This is a genomic window from Paraglaciecola sp., from assembly GCF_030730205.1.
Lineage (GTDB): Bacteria > Pseudomonadota > Gammaproteobacteria > Enterobacterales > Alteromonadaceae > Paraglaciecola.
Map to the genome: position 1 here is coordinate 13,770 of NZ_JANQVQ010000259.1, position 17,847 is coordinate 31,616.

Sequence of the window (17,847 nt, forward strand, 5' to 3'; positions counted from 1 at the left end):
GATTCTTGAAGGCAGGAATTATATGAAACGACTGTGCATAAGATTTAATTTAATTTTATATTTCAATACTTTGAGGCCTGCTTTTAACAAGTGAAAGTGTGGATAAGGTTGGACTGGGGTTTGTGTTGGGAGCGGGCAAAAAATCAATGGTAGGCCGATGCGTTCTGCAAGTGGTTTTTAAAAAAATATGGTCAAAATATAAACGTGGAAAGGTTGTAGTGAGTAGCTAGGTGGCTTTGCCTTGGCAGAACAGTGATGCGCGACGCCATCGTACCCAGTGAATAATAAAGTCACACAGCCTCGGCTTAGCCTGAAAAATCCTTTAACGATTAATGACCAGCTAAGCCATCTCATTGCTTAGTAGTGTAAAGAGAGGTGCTTTGGATCCACTGGGCGCAGATGTTGGAGTAGGGGGTGCTTACGCTGCTTTAACTCAGCCAAGACTAACTGGGCGACTTCTCTTGCGCCTAGTTCATTAAAATGGGTATTGTCTTTTACCCCATTAGGATAATTAGGGTGTAAATCGGGGGCGATATGCATAAAACGCACAAGGGAATCTTGCTCTCCTAGCTCAGTAAAATAATCGCGACTTAGGGTATCCATATCGATGTATTCGACTTTCGTTTCTTCGGCCACTTGTTTGACTAATTCGGAATAGGGGTGAGTGAGCTTGATGCTACCTTGTTCATTAAAATTACGTCGTGTTACCGGAGAAAGTAAAATGGCATGGGCCTTTTTAAAGCGTACTTCATTGATGTAATTAATCAGATTTTGCCGATATTGTGCCGGCGTAGTATATCGATCAACTTTGCTTTCAGACTCATCATTGTGGCCAAATTGAATAAAAACATAGTCGCCGGTCTGACACAAATCGATGAGCTCTTGCCACAAACCTTCGCTTCTAAACGTTTTAGTGCTGCGTCCGTTTTTAGCAAAATTGTGTACTGCAACGCTCTCATTAAAGAAAGTCGCGAAGGGCATGCCCCAACCAGTTTCAGGATAATCTTTCAAATCTTTGATGGCCATGGTTGAGTCCCCAGCCATAAGAATTTTTAAGCCCGAATTTTCTTCGGCTCGCAAATTTTGCATTAGTGAACCAACTATCAACAATAAAAGAATGTAGGTAGAGTAGACGTTTAGCTTGGAATAATGCACGGAATAACTCTCGTTTTTTAACTTAATTTAAGCATACTAACGCGAATTATTCCTTACCCAAGCGAATTCTATCGTTTTCTTCTAATATGAATAAAATAATATATATTTTTCATTGAGATAGAAGATTTCAATGAACTTAAAGAACAGGTTACGCATAACCTTAAAACATCACTTCTCCGGGTTTTCTGGGCGACAAATATTGATTCAATAATAAATTATTCTGCCGCACATTATTGGCCTCATATAAACCAGCAGAGAACGGCTCGGTGTGGATTTCCTGTTCATCTGGCGCTTGAGGCATCGCACTAAAATTTGTACTTTGTTGGCTAATATCGGCCGAATATGGTTCAGAGTCGAAGGCATTGAGAGTCGTAATTTGGGGGGGAGTAAACTCAGTAAGTTGAGTTTTTAACAGCCTATTTTGCGGGGCTATGGTGGTGGAAATTCTTTTGCTATCTATAAACGTAGTGCTAACAAATAATACTTTTTTCAAGGTATGTGCATGGGGGTCATAATTAAATAAGGTTTCAATTTTAGTTAATTGGCCGTGTGCACTGTTTAATTGTTTATACACCGTAAGCATGTTGTAGTGGCGTAAAGATCCAGTTGATTGATAGTTACTGGCAAAGGTTGAAAAAACAAAAGCGCCTAAAAGTAGGGTGATGAGCTGCTTCACGAGATATCCTCACTTATCGATAGTTGGCTTGATCTAGACAAGTAAGTGTGCCGCTTTTATGTGTGTATCAGTAGTTTGAAAATGTTACAGAATTTAAATACTAAGCCTGTCATGTTGACGCTCGCCTAGCTTAAGTAAAGCAAGCGCATTGACGAAAAAACTTCCTGGGTCAATCATGCTACAGTCGCTGCTTATCCAAGGTATTTGGCGCTTAAATTACAAAGGTAGGTCTTGATTTTTTTCGAATTGTTCTAAGGCTTCAAGTGCCTCACAGCCATACACCATGGACGGACTGCCACCCATTAAGATGGCTACGCCGATGGTTTCGACAATTTCTTGATGGCTGGCACCTGCTTTTAACGCATCATGCACATGAAACGCAATACAGCCGTTACAATGCACTGATATCGCGATACTAAGGGCGATGAGCTCTTTGGTTTTGGTGTCTAGAGCGCCCTTGCTAATCGCACTGGCATGTAATTGGCCAAAACCTGCCATGGTATCGGGGATCTCGGTGATAAGTTTGGCGCTAAGATTACGTAATTTTTCATAGCTACTAATATGATCGTTGGGGGTCATTGCAGTGTGCCTCTTAATGTGTCGAGCGGGGGCTTAAACAATCTTTGCGCCACTGGCACTCGCTTTGATCACAACAGCCCTGAGTGGCACTGGCAACACAAGGGAAGTTACCCTCTTTATGTTGGATAAGGTGGATAAGTTGAGTTTTGCTGTGTTTTTTAAGGGGGATCCCCTTGGCTTTTGCTATTTCACTGACTTGTTTAAGGTTCATTGCTTTGCCCTGAGTAAATTGAAGGGCAAGCATGCCCTAAACTATTGTGTTTACCTTTGATACAGATCAAAGGTCGGGGCAATAAATTTAGGCCTTGTCCTCGCGGTTTAATCCGGGGCAACCGAAACTGATGCCCAAGGCCAGAGCACTGTTTAAGGTGGTATCAGACAAAGTAAGGCCTCTACTTTGATTGGCCACTTGCGCTAACGATACACTGGTTAAACGATTGTTTTGCTGCACAACCACTCGCCCATATTTGTGCTGAGCAACTAAATCGGCCGCATAGCGCCCCACATTCGTGGCAAATATCCGGTCACTGGCGTTAGGTGAGCCGCCTCTTTGAATGTGGCCCAAGGATGTAGAGCGAACCTCTGCTTGTAAATGCTGCTCCAGTTGTTGTTTTAATCGTTCACCAATGCCGCCGAGTCTAATGGGCTCTGGGCTATTTTCAACGTGCTGCTGAACGCTTAAGGTGCCATCTTTAGCCGTAGCGCCTTCAGCCACCACGATAATAGAATATTGTTGATCGCTTGCTCGTAACTTGCATGCACGCACTACTTCATCGATTTCATAGGGAAATTCAGGCAATAAAATCACGTCAGCTCCACCCGCAACGCCTGCATATAGGGCTATCCAGCCTGCATACCGGCCCATGGTTTCGAGGATCATAACTCGTTTGTGAGAGTGTCCCGTGGTACGCAAGCGATCAAGTCCATCGGTGACAATCGACACTGCAGTATCAAAACCAAAGGTTCGTTCTGTGCACATTAAGTCGTTGTCGATGGTTTTTGGCACACCCACTATTTTCATACCGAGTTTAGATAGCTCGTAAGCAATAGACATCGATCCATCACCGCCAATGACTACAACAGCATCTAGTGCTAACTCATGGTAGTACTCAACAACAGCAACTGAACAATCTTTGCCCTTGTAGTTAAAGGGACTCGCTTTATTGCTGGTACCTAAGATAGTGCCGCCTAAGGACAAAATACCGCTACAGTCACTGTAGGTAAGCGGTCTTACGCGGCGCTCAATTAAGCCAGCGAATCCATCTTCAATACCTACGATCTCGGCTTGTTCATTCAGCAACAAGGATTTGGCCACCGCTCTGATGGCTGCATTTAAACCCTGACAATCTCCACCGCCGGTGAGAATACCAACACGCATGTTTTTGTCTCCTTAACTTATAGTGTGACTTCGTTTCGGATGAGACCTTGCTGGGCAAAATCAGTGATATTCGTTAGGGTCACTTGTGCAATTTTTTGCATGGCTTCTTCGGTAAAAAAAGCCTGATGGCTGGTGACAATCACATTTGGAAAGGTTAATAGGCGAGAGAGCTGATCGTCTTGGATTACACTGTCAGAAAAGTCTTCAAAAAATAAGGCTTCTTCTTCTTCGTAAACGTCCAAGCCCAACAAGCCAACCTTGCCTTGTTTAAGCGCTTTTATAATGGCTTTGGTATCAATCAATTTACCGCGACTGGTATTAATAATGGTAACTCCGTCTTGCATGAGCTCAAGTGACTCATGATTAATCAGGTGCTGGGTGGCATCATTCAAAGGGCAGTGCAAGGAAATAATACTTGATTGCGCAAATAGGCTTTCTAGACTGACATATTCAACGCCTTTCTCCTGACATTCTTCGTCTACACACACATCATAGGCAAGCACTCTGCAGCCAAAACCTAGCATAATATTAATGAAACATTGCCCAATTTTACCGGTACCAATAACGCCTACCGTTTTACCATGTAGGTCAAAGCCCATTAAGTTATGCAAAGAAAAATCACCTTCGCGTACTCGATTAAACGCACGGTGAATTTTTCTGTTTAAGCAAAGTAGTAAGCCAGCTGCGTGCTCAGCAACGGCGTAAGGAGAATATGTAGGCACTCTAACCACTGGCAAACCTAAGGTTTTGGCGGCAGAAAGGTCGACGTGATTGAATCCGGCCGAACGCAGCGCAATTAACCTTACCCCTTGGTTTTTTAAAGTCCTCAGTACGTCGGCATCAAGTTTGTCATTAATAAACGCACAAACGACCTCTTCGTCCTGAATGAGCTTGGCGGTTTCTAGATTCAAATGAGCTGAAATGTAGTGAATGTCATGACCATGAGTCAAATTGACCTGATTAAAATAACGCTGGTCGTAAGGCTTGGTATTATAGAATGCAATTTTCACAATTTATTCCCTCAAGTAATGATATGAACGGTAGCAAGGTAGTGTAGAGCAAAGAGTTAACTAAACATTGACTTAAGACAAGTCTATACGACATTGTTGAGGGTATTGTGCTAATGGGTGATTAATTTCAGCCAGTTGTCTTGGCATGAGTAGAGTTGTTTGATGGGGGAATTGAGAACGCTATACTGATGCAGTTAAAATACTGCGCTAAGCAGCGGCTTAAAATATGTAAGTAGTTGAAACCAATTGGCAAATTTACGCTCTTACTGTTGTTATTCTATCTATTTGGGGAGGCTATATGCATAAATTACATCACTACCTCATGATCGCTTTAACGATTTTTGCCGCTATTTTTATTTTACAAAATATGCAGATCGTGGTGGTCGATATTTTGTTTTGGCAAATCAATATGCCCTCTGCTTTGTTGATTGCTGTGGTACTGGCAATCGGGGTGTTGTTTGGTTTACTGCTGCGTTTTGGAAAACACAAAGAAAAAGCAGCAGCGAAAGAGCCCGAACGTGATTGATAGTGGCTTGCTACAGCCATTTACGTTTTCTAAAGAACACTAACATACCTATTATCATACTTAACATGACTAACCACACGCCGATATAACCGTAAGGTGAGGCTAATTCTGGCATGTTAAAGGGCCCGGCACGTTGATCGAAATTCATCCCATAAATACCCACCACAAAGGTGGGTGGGATAAACAAGGTGGCAATGATGGTCAGCACCCGCATGACTTCATTTAATTTAAGGCTTACTACACTCATATAGAGTTCCATCAGTCCGTTGGTCATTTCATGATAGGTTTCGATTAATTCTAAAATTGAAATGCTGTGATCATAGCAATCGCGTAAAAATAATTTGGTATCTGGCTCAATTAAATTGGACGTATCATCGCGCAATAAAGCGTTTACAAGTTCGCGCTGTGGCCAAATTTGTCGGCGCAGAAGTAGGACTTCACGGCGCAGTTGATGAATTTTGTGCAAGATAAGCTTGTCATGATTTTCGAGCAGTAATTCCTCAGTCGCATCAATCCGGTCAGCATATCGTTCTAACACCGGAAACCCCCAATCAATCACGGTATCAATTAGGCTGTAAAATAAATAGTCGGCCTTGCGTTTACGAATGCGGCTATTTGCCATATTCAAGCGGCTATTTACACCGGCAAACGGATTGAAGTTTCCGCCACAAAACGAAATCACGGTATTCTTTTTTAAAAACACACTAATTTGCTGCAGATTAACACTGTCTTGTGATTGCAGGGGTAGGGTGAGGATGACAAATATTTGCTCTTCTTGAATCTCTATTTTAGGACGCTGCCCCTTATTTGCTACATCTTCAATAAACAACTCGTGGATGCCAAAGTCATAAGCTAATTGGGTAAGGGTGGTCTTATCTGGATCCCCTTGCACATGCACCCAGGTTATATTGTCGTTATTGATAAATTGCGTACATTGCTGAGTAGAAAAGTCTTGGGTTTCGACTACATGATTGTCGTTGTAGTCAAATAGAGTAATGGCGAGTTCACCTTTTGGTTGTTCATGGATAAAACCAGGCTGAGAACCAGGTTGATTATATTGTTTACGAAATAGTTTCATCGTTTTCCTCAGTGCTCTTTTCAGTAAGCCATGTGATCGGGTCAAGCATGTAACATGCCTTAAATTGCTCATATAAAGCGGGATGTAAGCGCCGCAACTGCTGGGGTTTTTCAAAAAATGTCTCAGTGACCACGGCAAAAAACTCGGGGGGTGAGCTTGCTCCGTAACTGTCGATCACATCATCAACACCGTCGATCATTTTTTGTTGAAGCAAGCTAAACTCGGCATTTAGCACGTCAGACCAAGCCTTGTATTGCGTATGGGTAGGGAGGATTGGCAAACCATCCATCGAGGCGTTTTCTTCATCTAGTTTGTGAGCAAATTCGTGCATGACTACATTGTGTCCATCACGGCGGTCTTGAGCACCTTGCAGTACATGGTCCCAAGCCAAAATCACCGGGCCTCGATGCCAAGATTCGCCCGCTCTTATGCTACTGCTATTTATCTCTAACAAGCCCTCTTTACGCACACTGTTAGCCAGGTATGTTTCGGGGTAAACCAATATGCTACGAAAACCCGGATAATAATCACCCGGGCGATTCATAATAAGTAAACAGGCCTGCGCCGCAATCAATACCTTTACCCTTTCGTTAACGGTAAAACCATTGCGGCCAACGATGTCTTTTTCTTCTAAAAATACATGCATGTGCCCCAGTAGTGTCTGTTGCAATGCTGAGGGGAGTTTGCCAAACAGCGCAAAGTCATGTTGTAAGATAGCGAGCCACTGCGCTGAGGAAGGGGTTTGTCTGAGTATTTCTCGCCTGGCATCTCGTTTAGCCTTGCGCCATTTTTCGATATATATCCATAGCAGCATCACTACCAGAGGTATGCTCAGTAGGCAGTAAATTACAGTTTGTCGCATAGCTCGTCTTTTAAATGCTCAAATCAGCGTCTAGCATAACAAGTTAGCTGATGTTGAGCCTTAAAATTTCGATGTAATTTGGGGCGCTAATTGTCAACAATGATGTCTGTCATATCATTGCTTTCTTACCACGCTTTAGGGACGTTAAATCAAGGCCTTGAACAGTTTAAGCATGAGCAAGTGATAAACGGTATTTAAGTAAGCGGCTATCCTCAGGCATTTTTTCACAGCTCATGCCTAACGCCTTGGCCAAACGGTGCATCGCGGTATTTGAGGATAAATCGATTGAAAATAACGCGCTGATCCCATTGTGTTGAGCGTAAGTTATTAACGGTTTCATCAATAACTGAGCAAGGCCATGATGTTGCCATTCATCAGCCACGGTAATGGCCATTTCACTTTCGTTTGAGTCAGGTTCACAAGCGTAGCGACTCACCCCAATTTGTTGCTCTTTGTTGTCATGTAAAATGGTTGCAATAAAGGCCATAGCGTTTTTTCCATCAATGTCACAGAGGCGCGCTAACATCTTAGGGGACAGATCGTTAATCCCTTCTAAAAAGCGATTATGTTTTGTCTCAAAAGAGAGATTGTGCACAAAATTTGATTCTAACTCTGCATCTTCTTTGGTCATTGGGCGAATAGTGACTTCAGTATTCGCAATAGTATGGTGGGTATGAACGACGGTATTTAAGGTCAACATGGCGATTCCTTTTAGCGTTATTTGAAGTCATAAACATACACCTGACCCTTAGGCTGTTTATTGCCTTAGATCAACAAAGTGGCTGATGAGTAAACAAAGAGAATCAGCGTGTAATAATTAAAGGTGTTGCTGAAATTCAAGCCTTACGCGATGCAAACCACAAAGGCGTAAGCAGCCCAGAGTAAAAAGGGCTGGGCAAAATAGTCGTGAGGTGTCGTTAATCTTATCTGGTTAATAGGGCGTCGATTTTAAGCTCGGCGGCATACCAGTCATCCGTTTCATTGCCATTACTGAATTTTCGCTCTTGGGCCAAAGAGTAGGCTTCGGCCGCTATTAATTGGTGACGGTGTTGCTCTCTCTCATTGGTCATCACTTTGTTACTTGCTTGGGTCTTTTTTAAGGTGGCGTTACTCATCGTAGTCTCCGAACATAGGGTGTTACTTTGCTCTCACGCTGGCATAACGTTGCAAAGCACTAACACTATAAGCCCAATACTACCTAGCCTCTGTGCTGCAACGCACAAAGGCCATTCGTCAAATGCCATGCTGTTATTCATAGGCAGGCTTATAATTTGCGCGAGACGCCTTTCTTGATCCTGTCTCTGTGAGCCGGCGCCACGTAGACTTCAACCGTGGTTTTGACACTTGCATGGCCTAATTCAACGGCTAACATAGTTTCATTGATTTCAGACAAGGCTTGTGTGGCGCCAGTATGCCTTAACCAATGGGATGATGCGCCGGCTATAGCATGGGCCTGTTGGTTTTTTCCTAATGATTTCAGAGATTTAATCACTAAATCAAAGGCCTCTTCAACCATGTTGTTTAGGCTATCTTGATGCAATGCCTGACCGGTTTTAAACGAGGGCATGATAGGCATGGTTTCATCTATATGGGGCAGGGGGCTGAGCCCTAAGGATTCACGATAACGTATTAAGACATGGTCAATAAATTCATCAGGCACGGTGACTAAACGCTGTTTTTTACCCTTACCAATGACGTTTAATACCCAGCCTTCACCACTTGGATCTTGTGAAAAATGGCCAAATACCGGTACACAATAATCGCGACTCGCTAGCTCTGAAATACGTAAAAAGAGGACTTTTAAGGTCAATACTAAAAAGCGATGCCTTTCATAGAGGGGATTTTCATCAGCGGCCTGAGTAAGTGTATCAACAAATAATTGCCAGGTTTCATCATCTAGCGTGTGCGGTGGTTTGTAGATTTTGCCTTTAACGAGGTATTTACAGCTTTTTTTAACTAGGCTAACCGGATTACGGCTAATTAACTCAGTTTCCCATAATTCTTTAAAAAAAATGTTTAAAGAGGCATAAGAATTTTGCAAGGAGGTTTGATTTAAGCTGTAAGCCTGTTTTGGTTTTGTGATGTTTGCGCGCTCCGGTGCAATAAATTCATTGGTTTTGCGATTCGCTTTAGCTCCGCGCAATACAAAGGGTCGCCAGGCTTCATTAACTAAACGCACATCAGAATCGGGTTTGGCTTTATAACGACTGGCAATAGTGTTGTCAGCTATTAAGCGTTTTGGTGGAGACCACAGCCAATCGATGTAATCGCGAATATCTTCAATGGTCGATTTCAGTACAGACTTATTCTTTTCATTCCAGCAAAACAATACGTAACGCTCGGCTTCATTTCTAAAACGTGTTTGTGTGCCTTTAGCTGAACCGATGACATTTATTAAATAGCTAAGCAAGATATCTAAGTCTTTGCGTGCTGGAACACCTGATGATTCCATTTTATTCAGGTATTCATTTAGTGATGGATAAACGTATTTAAACTCAGTGGTTTTAAGTAATTCACGTTGCTGAGTAATTAACTTAAATGAATCTGTGATGGGATGGTAATACATAAAGCCTTGCAAAGAAGATGTGGTGATAATGCAAATAATAAGCAGGCTGAAATATATTGTCAATTCGTAATAACAGTTATTATTACGAATTACATTATAGTAGTGGTATTGGTCTTAATCACCTGCATTTATGGCCTTCATTTGCATAACTATGGTCATTTAAGCGCGCTGCTACGTAAAATCTGAGAAACTAAACCACTCATTGCCTTGTTTGGTTAAAGCTCGTGCGTGTTTTTTTAGTCAAATATAAAAGGTGCTTTTTTGGCTTTAACCCGGATCCAATTTAAGGACGTTCTGATAGATGGCCGCGCCAGTAAATATTGCTCAAATCTGTCTTTGCCTGGAAACGGTATCAAACTCAAACCCACTAAGATGGTCAGTAAACCTTGGCCTGGTAAAACCAACATCAACACACCGCATAGTAATAAAACGATTCCAAATAGTGTTTTGGCTAGGTTGATCACATGGTGCCGTTTTGTTTTATTTGTTTGGGCATCCTTACTGGCGTGTATTCGCACAAAGTATCGCGAGTCCATTTGTGTAATGATGTAACTGAGCACCACAAAATACACCACGGAGACACTGGTGGTAATTAAGAAAATATAGAATATAAAGTGAGTGCCTAAGGTCTCTGTTAAATAATCAGTAATGTTGTTGTAATACGCTATAAGCACTGCCGTTATCCGTGATTGATTTGCTTCATTATATTTAAGGTTTTTATGCAAATATTGGAAATTCTACTTGAGTGGCTTTACACCCATTGGGTCACTATTGTTGTTGTACTGCATGTTAGCTTATCTGTTGTGACATCGTTACATGTACTTTTGTTTAAAGAAAATGAGCGAACATCGCTGGCATGGATTGGCCTAGTTATTCTATCACCGGTGATAGGAAGTTTGTTTTATTGGTTGTTTGGCATTAATCGCATCAAACGTTTGGCCCAAAAAGAGCACCCTCAAACCTTTAAACAAGACTTTCGGCAAGCTGAAAAAGCCATCCATTTTCATGCTCTACCGGCGCATTGGCACTCTTCTATTATTGCTGGATACAAAATCCATCCCATCAATTTACTGGCACAAAACCACGTTGAACCCTTAATAAATGGTGACGCGGCCTACCCGGCTATGATTGAGTCCATTCATCAGGCCCAGCGCTACATTGTGCTCTCTAGCTATATCTTTGATTACGATTCACTCGGCCATCAATTTGTCGACGCCCTAGCTAAAGCCCAGCAGCGCGGCGTTATCGTTAATGTGCTACTTGACGGCATTGGTGTTGGCTATAGCTGGCATAAATCTGACCGTGTATTAAAAAAATTGGGGGTGAAAACCGCGCGTTTTTTACCCGCTATTTCTTTAACCAGTATTCGTTTTATTAATCTGAGAAACCACCGAAAAATACTCTGTATTGACGGTACAGTCGCTTATATTGGCGGTATGAATCTTAGTGAAGACAATCTTGTTAGCACAGCAGCACATCCCATAGACGACATTCATTTTAAAGTAAGCGGACCGGTAATTGATCAAATCAGTCAGGTCTTTAGCGAGGATTGGTTTTTTGCCACTGGTGAGCTCATTCAATTTCCATCTTATCAAGCCAAAGCTTCCCAGCAGTGCAATAGTGGCTCGGTTGTAGCGCGTGTTATTCAAGATGGTCCAGATGAAGATCATAATAAAATACGCTGGACCTTAATAAACGCATTAGTATGCGCCCAAACCAGTGTGAAAATTATGACCCCCTACTTCATCCCTGACCAAACGTTAATGACCTCGCTTCATGCGGCTGCCTTACGGGGTGTAGCTATCGAAATTATTGTGCCAAAACGCAGTAATATTGCCTTTATAGACTGGGTATTAGAGGCGAATTTTTTACGGATTTTGGCTCACGGTATTAAGATTTATAAAAATAATCGGCCGTTTGATCACAGTAAAATTGTGCTGATAGATGACCTTTGGTCGTTTATTGGTTCAACTAATTGGGATGCAAGAAGTTTAGAATTCAATTTTGAGATTAATCTTGAATGCTTTGACGCACAGCTTAACGCAAAACTCAGTGCTTTCTTTGCAACGAAAAAACAGCAGTCGACCATGGTGACCGAACAAGAAATGAAGGAACTTGCCACCTACAAGAAGGTTCGAAACAACTTATTTCGTTTGTTCTCGCCCTATTTGTAATACTGGGCTGAATGCCTTCAAAACGAAATCTAAGGGTTCTATTATGTTTAAAAACCGCTACAGCGCAGTAGAATCAATCAAGATTATGGGCACAGCGTCAAAAGAAACCTTGAGCACTGACTTTAGTGTTTTATTGTGGAACGTATTTAAATGTCAAAAGAAAGGCTGGCAGGAAGATTTTAAAACACTTAGTAAAGATAAAGACTTAATTTTATTGCAAGAAGCGATTTTAAACTCCCCTTTTGATAATTTTTTCAGTCAATCAACCCAGTATCAGTGGATGATGGCACGGAGCTTTAAAAATCTCAAAACCCGTATTGAGACCGGTGTGAAAACCGGCTCAACCGTGCCAGCTAGCGACTATGTGTTTTCAGCTTCAGTGCCAAGCGAGCCGCTTTCACAAACAAAAAAAATGGTCTTGGCTTGTGAGTATCCTCTACCAGAATATGGTCAACGATTGCTGGTAGTCAATTGTCATCTCATCAACTTTGTGTCATTCACAAAATTCAGAGCCCACCTTGAGCAAATTTTTCAAACCCTAGAACGTCATAAAGGACCCATTGTATTGGCAGGTGATTTTAATACCTGGAACAATAAAAGATTACGGTTTTTTAATCATCTTGCTAAGTCGTTTTTACTCAGTGAAGTAAAGATGCAACGTAAGCCAAAATTGATGCATTTATTTAAGCATCTTGATCATATTTACTGCCGGGGCATAACGGTGGTGCAAGCACAAGTACATACTGATATTCATTCTTCTGACCACTACCCTATTAGCTTAGCTTTGCGTGTGCAGGCTTCTGGTGAACCTTAACGTTCAGTCAGTAAATAGCGATAAATACTAAAGAAGCGCTTTTAAAAGGATTTGTAGTAGGCACTTGTCTCTCCCTTTTTTTCGCTATTAGACTGATTGTGTTAAAAAAGTAAGCGATGCTAGAATGCGCGCCACTCATTTATAGGACCCATCATGAAATTTATTGTTATCGGAATTATTATCGCGCTGGCGATATTTTACTTCACCAGAAGCGCCAATAATAAAAAGCTCGCGCTTGAAAATATAGCCATTGCTAACACCTTTTTAACGAAAAATAAGGTTAATGAAGGCGTGCAAGAAACAGCATCTGGGTTGCAATATTTGGAACTCAAAAAAGGCGCAGGCAGTTCACACCCAACTGCAAAATCAACAGTCAAAGTGCATTACCACGGTACATTGTTAGATGGCAGCGTTTTTGATAGCTCAGTTGAGCGAGATAAACCAATTAGTTTTCCGTTAAATCAAGTCATTAGTGGTTGGACTGAAGGACTGCAATTGATGGTGGTTGGTGATAAATTTAGATTTTATATTCCCGCTCATTTGGCCTACGGCAACCGTGCAACGGGCAGCATACAACCTGGATCTTTACTTATTTTTGAAGTCGAATTGTTAGAAATTCAGTAAGGATTTGAATTTTTCATTGTCATTAAGTGAAATAGACTTTTGCCTTAGATTACTACCAGAAGGCACATTGTCCGTCTCATCCTTTAAGCATACAAAAAGCAATACAGCAACGAGGCTGTATTGCTTTTTAGCTTCTTAACCGAAATGGTTAAACGCTATTTTATTGCCGTCTAAATCTCGGAAATAGGCACCGTAAAAAACGTTTGGGATACGCTGACCAGGCTTACCGTCACAGGTCGCACCTAGTGCAATGGCCTTGTTATATAGTTCATCACACTGCTCTTTTGAGCCTGGTGCAATAGCCACCATGTTGCCATTACCACAATGCTGCGGCTGGGCATTATAAGGAATGCAAATAGCGAGCATAGGCTCTTGCATACTTTTACCAATGAAAATAATGCGATCCATTTTTATCAACGTTTTTGCGCCGATTGGAGCTAATAGTTCATTATAAAAAGCTTCTGATTTTTCTAAATCACTAACACCGATAGTTGCATAACTAAGCATATTTTTTCCCGTTTTGTATTGAAGCGATTAATAGTAGACAAGACCTTATCAAGGTCTGTGACTCTTATACTCTAGTATTACGTAAAGGTTCTGTGTAAGGGCACTTAATCTGTAAATACTTTTGAGCTTTGTTTAATTGGCAAGGCTGAATTGAACCGTTACACTGACCATCTCAGCCCACAATAAAAAAAAATTATGAAAAAAATCCTCTTAGTTGTAGCGAGTTTATCGCTGTCATCCTGTGTGGTATCTGTTAACGAAAGTGCCAGCCATAATCAAGCAACAAGCCACTCCCTTGCAACTATAAGTGATACAGCCCAAGGTTTTTCACAACAACGCTTGCAGCGAATCGACGCTAAAATGCAAGAGTATATCGACGAAGGCAAACTGGCTGGCATTATGACACTGGTGTCGCGCAATAATAAAACCGTACACGTAACGACTCAGGGGATGCAAGACATCGCTGCTGGCAAAGCAATGCAGCGTGACGCTATCTTTCGTATTTATTCAATGACTAAACCTATTACCACTGTCGCTGCACTCACTCTGTGGGAGCAAGGCAAGTTTCATATGAATGATCCTATTTGGTGGTATTTACCCGAACTAAAAGAACTGAAAGTGTATGTAAGGGGTAGCGGCGATAGCATGGTGTTAGAAGACACAAAATCGCCTGTTCGTATTATTGATTTGTTTACCCATACAGCTGGATTCAGCTACGGTTTTACTGGTAGTGAAGTTGACAAACTTTATCGTGCATCACCTATGATGCAAGGTAAAACAAAGCCAGAAGAGACCCTACGAGAGTTGGCAAAATTGCCGCTGAATCACCAACCCGGTACGCAATGGAACTACGGGGTCAATACTGATGTTATTGGCTATTTAGTTGAAAAGTTAAGCGGTATGAAATTGGGTGAATATGTAAAACAAAGTATCCTTGACCCGCTTGATATGCAGGACACCGGTTTTCATGTACCCGCTGAAAAAGCCCATCGCCTCGCTGCGGTGTATAACAGCGATAAAGAAGGCAACACCGTTGAGATGCAAAATGTACCTTTGGGCGATTTTTTGACGGATCCGGCTATCCATAATGGCGGCGGTGGAATGGTTTCCACCATAGATGACTATCTGACATTTGCTCGCATGTTATTGAATGATGGTGAGGTCAACGGAGTGAGAATTTTGGGACGTAAAACCGTTGAGTATATGCGGGCTAATCATTTACCTGCTAATTTAGTGCCCTTTAGCTCATGGGCCGATGGCGAAGGATACGGATTAGCAATGTCTGTCACCACTGATACTGGTGCGCTCAAATTTATGGGCTCTGAAGGTAACTATGGCTGGGGCGGTATGGCATCGACGTATTTTAGAATCGATCCTGTCGAGAATTTGATCATTATTGGTATGGCGCAATTTATTCCAAGTGGTACTCATCGTTATGCCGATGATTTACGTAACCTAACGTATCAAGCATTGGTTGACGAAAGACCAGCTAAATAGACTGAGTAAAAAACATCATAGCCAAGATGCCAAGGATGGCATTGTACCTAAGCGTTAATGAGCGATAGAAGCAGCATGACTGAAATGAAATACCCGCCTTGGCGCCAACGATTAGCCAGAAGTTTGCATATCAACCGTAGTCAAATGCAGGCGAAATACTACCAAGTCGCCAGTGTTGGCTCAGATGGTCGAGCCAAAAACAGGACAATGGTTTTCAGGGGATTTTTAAACGCTACCCATAGTTTGCTTTCAGTCACCGATTGTCGAAGTGACAAAATCCCTCAGTGGAACACCGCCTCAGCCCCCTACTTCGAAATTTGTTGGTATTTTAGCGGCTCGAGAGAGCAATTTAGAATTTCCGGCGACGTTGTATTATTGTCGCCGTCTTTAGCGCTAAGTGTAAATGAATCGCTACTTGGGGGCATTACAAAAGCAGACATCCTGAAACAACAGTGGTTGAATTTATCCCCGACCGCCAGACAAGCATTTTTTGCAGGCACGCCCAAAGCGCCTTATGATGAAAATAATCATGCTTGGGCAGGCAATACACCAGTAAAAGTCATTAGCCATGACAATCTGTCTACCATCAGCGAACATTTTTGCGTGGTACTTTTCATACCTGAAGCGGTTGATTATCTCAATCTGAAAGCTACCCCACAAGAGCGTTATCTTTATTCTTTACAAGAAAACTGGCAAGAAACCCGCGTGAATGCCTGATGTGCTAAGGTGTTGAAACTTACTTTTTTAAAGACATTATTTTTTCAAGTAAGCGTATCAATATGACCAAATTATCTTTAGTCTAATAGCGAATTATTCAGAGCACTTATTGTCTGAATGTGGTCTGTTTGTTTTATGAATTAAGTCGTACATGCCCTCATTTGTTGTATCTTTTCGTCGATTAGCTCAAGGCTTGATTTTAGGCTGCTTAGTCATAAGTGTGTCAGCTTGCTCAAGTATGGGGTTCAATAATCTTTTCTCAGGTTACGCCGAGCAGTTAAAAACCGTAAGAATGGCCCAGTTAAATGGCGACTTTTCCAAAGCCGCTAATCTAGTCGAAGTGCCTAAAAACAAACAAACTAACTATTCTTTGAGCTTGCTTGAAAAAGCCCGTCTACATTATTTAGCCCAAGATTGGGCACAAAGCCGACAAGAGTTTACCTTGGTGTCTACTGAACTTGAACAACAACAAGCGAAAGCTAAACTGAGAGTCAGTGATGGTCTTGCCAACATGACCGCATTAGTGAGTAGCGACAATGCAATTGCCTACGATATTCCAGCCTACGAGCAAACGATGTTGCACAGTTATCAGGCCCTAAACTATGTGTTTTTAGGCCAGCTTGACGGTGCGTTAGTCGAGGTGCGCCGTGCAAACTTAGTGCAAGAAAACGCTTTGAAACAACATCAGCAAAGCATCGATAAAGCCGCTGAGAGTGTTGACAAAAACGCCCTGAAGCAAACTTATCCCTCAATGGCTGCGATGATTGGTGATATCAAAAATGGCTTTCAAAATGCCTACACTTTTTATTTATCTGGTGTTTTATATGAAGCCGCAAAACAGCCAAATGACGCTTATATCGATTACAAACGAGCCTTAGAAATTTACCCTAACAATGTATATCTGCAGCAGGATGTATTGCGTTTAGCCACCCAACTGCAAATGGTCGATGACCTAGCGCTATTCACGCCACAATACGGTGATTATCTCGGCGCTGATAAGACTGAACACGGCGAATTAGTTGTATTGTTAGAACGCGGGGTAATTAACGCCAAACAAGAGGTGGCAATTGATTTACCCCTCTTTACCAGTTCCTATAAAGCGCGTTTTTTTAGTTTTGCCTTACCTGTGTATCAAGGTTCATTGCCCCACTATCCTAAAGTGAGTATTACGGCACAGGAACAACGTTATGAGGCTGAGCCGATTGCTCGTCTGCAATCGTTGGCATCCAAACAACTACAAGAACAACTGCCCGCTATTGTGACACGACAAGCGCTGCGAATAATTGCTAAAGAAAAGCTGCGAAGTACCATGAGTAAAGAAGGTGGGGATTTGGGTAATATTTTGGCAACCCTTTATAACATTACGTCTGAACAAGCCGACACCCGGAGTTGGTTAACCTTGCCTGATGAGATGCAAATTATGCGTTTGTCCTTACCCGCTGGGCAACAACAACTCAGTTTAAATATTGGAGGGAAGACCCAAGACATCAGCGTTGCGATTAAAGCGGGCAGAATAAGCTTAATGAACCTAACAACTATCGAAAACGTTACTAGTCAAAAAGTAACGCAATTATAAGCCTGTCGTTAATAAGGCTCTGACTAAGTAATAAAGTAATGTGTAGCAAATAGGGTAGATGGCCGTGATGCCGATTAACAAAGCGCATACGGCCATTAAATAAATAAC

General features: G+C 42.0%; 20 protein-coding genes. 7 read left to right on the top strand and 13 right to left on the bottom strand.

Annotated features, from left to right (window positions below; all coding sequences use genetic code 11):
• Positions 1-357: 357 nt before the first annotated feature.
• The 6 genes from NWQ57_RS16955 to NWQ57_RS16980 form a co-directional block, all read right to left on the bottom strand.
• A complete protein-coding gene (locus tag NWQ57_RS16955; RefSeq protein WP_306023353.1) occupies positions 358-1,089 on the bottom strand; it encodes a rhamnogalacturonan acetylesterase in 732 nt (243 codons plus the stop codon).
• A 226-nt stretch (positions 1,090-1,315) separates the two neighbouring features.
• Entirely contained in the window at positions 1,316-1,831 is a 516-nt protein-coding gene (locus tag NWQ57_RS16960; RefSeq protein ID WP_306023354.1) for a hypothetical protein, read from the bottom strand.
• A 216-nt stretch (positions 1,832-2,047) separates the two neighbouring features.
• Complete coding sequence (locus NWQ57_RS16965; protein WP_306023355.1) at positions 2,048-2,410, bottom strand: carboxymuconolactone decarboxylase family protein; 363 nt, start codon at positions 2,408-2,410, stop codon at positions 2,048-2,050.
• Positions 2,411-2,423: 13 nt separating this feature from the next.
• Positions 2,424-2,621 carry a hypothetical protein gene (locus NWQ57_RS16970; protein ID WP_306023356.1) on the bottom strand — a complete coding sequence of 66 codons (198 nt, stop codon included), beginning with the start codon at positions 2,619-2,621 and terminating at the stop codon, positions 2,424-2,426.
• A gap of 87 nt (positions 2,622-2,708) precedes the next feature.
• Complete coding sequence (locus tag NWQ57_RS16975; RefSeq protein ID WP_306023357.1) at positions 2,709-3,788, bottom strand: 6-phosphofructokinase; 1,080 nt, start codon at positions 3,786-3,788, stop codon at positions 2,709-2,711.
• Positions 3,789-3,805: 17 nt separating this feature from the next.
• The gene (locus NWQ57_RS16980; protein WP_306023358.1) at positions 3,806-4,798 is read right to left on the bottom strand and encodes a 2-hydroxyacid dehydrogenase; all 993 of its coding nucleotides are present in this window, start codon (positions 4,796-4,798) and stop codon (positions 3,806-3,808) included.
• 298 nt (positions 4,799-5,096) lie between these two features.
• Between NWQ57_RS16980 and NWQ57_RS16985 the strand changes: the two genes are divergently transcribed.
• Positions 5,097-5,324 (top strand): LapA family protein, encoded by a 228-nt coding sequence (locus NWQ57_RS16985; protein WP_306023359.1) that lies wholly within the window; start codon positions 5,097-5,099, stop codon positions 5,322-5,324.
• Between the two features lie 10 nt (positions 5,325-5,334).
• On the opposite strand, the gene corA is transcribed toward NWQ57_RS16985, so the two are convergent.
• From corA to NWQ57_RS17015, 6 genes are all read right to left on the bottom strand, one after another.
• The gene (corA, locus tag NWQ57_RS16990) at positions 5,335-6,402 is read right to left on the bottom strand and encodes a magnesium/cobalt transporter CorA (RefSeq protein ID WP_306023360.1); all 1,068 of its coding nucleotides are present in this window, start codon (positions 6,400-6,402) and stop codon (positions 5,335-5,337) included.
• Positions 6,386-7,264: a zinc-dependent peptidase gene (locus NWQ57_RS16995; protein WP_306023361.1), complete on the bottom strand. Its 879-nt coding sequence runs from the start codon at positions 7,262-7,264 to the stop codon at positions 6,386-6,388. The genes corA and NWQ57_RS16995 overlap by 17 nt, the downstream gene beginning before the upstream one ends.
• Positions 7,265-7,430: 166 nt before the next feature.
• Positions 7,431-7,964, bottom strand: a complete 534-nt coding sequence (locus NWQ57_RS17000) for a GNAT family N-acetyltransferase (RefSeq protein WP_306023362.1) — start codon at positions 7,962-7,964, stop codon at positions 7,431-7,433.
• A gap of 223 nt (positions 7,965-8,187) precedes the next feature.
• Complete coding sequence (locus tag NWQ57_RS17005) at positions 8,188-8,379, bottom strand: DUF2934 domain-containing protein (RefSeq protein ID WP_306023363.1); 192 nt, start codon at positions 8,377-8,379, stop codon at positions 8,188-8,190.
• Between the two features lie 149 nt (positions 8,380-8,528).
• Complete coding sequence (locus NWQ57_RS17010) at positions 8,529-9,830, bottom strand: site-specific integrase (RefSeq protein ID WP_306023364.1); 1,302 nt, start codon at positions 9,828-9,830, stop codon at positions 8,529-8,531.
• A 236-nt stretch (positions 9,831-10,066) separates the two neighbouring features.
• Entirely contained in the window at positions 10,067-10,504 is a 438-nt protein-coding gene (locus tag NWQ57_RS17015) for a hypothetical protein (protein WP_306023365.1), read from the bottom strand.
• A 45-nt stretch (positions 10,505-10,549) separates the two neighbouring features.
• On the opposite strand from NWQ57_RS17015, the gene cls reads away from it, so the two are divergent.
• The 3 genes from cls to NWQ57_RS17030 all read left to right on the top strand — a co-directional run bounded on the left by cls (position 10,550) and on the right by NWQ57_RS17030 (position 13,442).
• The gene (cls, locus tag NWQ57_RS17020) at positions 10,550-12,004 is read left to right on the top strand and encodes a cardiolipin synthase (protein WP_306023366.1); all 1,455 of its coding nucleotides are present in this window, start codon (positions 10,550-10,552) and stop codon (positions 12,002-12,004) included.
• Between the two features lie 43 nt (positions 12,005-12,047).
• A complete protein-coding gene (locus NWQ57_RS17025) occupies positions 12,048-12,818 on the top strand; it encodes an endonuclease/exonuclease/phosphatase family protein (RefSeq protein WP_306023367.1) in 771 nt (256 codons plus the stop codon).
• A gap of 153 nt (positions 12,819-12,971) precedes the next feature.
• A complete protein-coding gene (locus NWQ57_RS17030) occupies positions 12,972-13,442 on the top strand; it encodes an FKBP-type peptidyl-prolyl cis-trans isomerase (protein ID WP_306023368.1) in 471 nt (156 codons plus the stop codon).
• A 135-nt stretch (positions 13,443-13,577) separates the two neighbouring features.
• Here NWQ57_RS17030 and NWQ57_RS17035 read toward each other — a convergent pair whose 3' ends face one another.
• On the bottom strand, positions 13,578-13,949 hold the full coding sequence (locus tag NWQ57_RS17035) for a VOC family protein (protein WP_306023369.1): 372 nt from the start codon (positions 13,947-13,949) through the stop codon (positions 13,578-13,580).
• A gap of 195 nt (positions 13,950-14,144) precedes the next feature.
• Here NWQ57_RS17035 and NWQ57_RS17040 point away from each other — a divergent pair, with 195 nt between their 5' ends.
• From NWQ57_RS17040 to NWQ57_RS17050, 3 genes are all read left to right on the top strand, one after another.
• A complete protein-coding gene (locus NWQ57_RS17040) occupies positions 14,145-15,446 on the top strand; it encodes a serine hydrolase (protein ID WP_306023370.1) in 1,302 nt (433 codons plus the stop codon).
• 75 nt (positions 15,447-15,521) lie between these two features.
• Positions 15,522-16,163, top strand: coding sequence for a pyridoxamine 5'-phosphate oxidase (locus NWQ57_RS17045; RefSeq protein WP_306023371.1), 642 nt, complete (start codon positions 15,522-15,524; stop codon positions 16,161-16,163).
• A 151-nt stretch (positions 16,164-16,314) separates the two neighbouring features.
• Positions 16,315-17,739, top strand: a complete 1,425-nt coding sequence (locus tag NWQ57_RS17050; protein WP_306023372.1) for a COG3014 family protein — start codon at positions 16,315-16,317, stop codon at positions 17,737-17,739.
• Positions 17,740-17,847 lie beyond the last annotated feature (108 nt).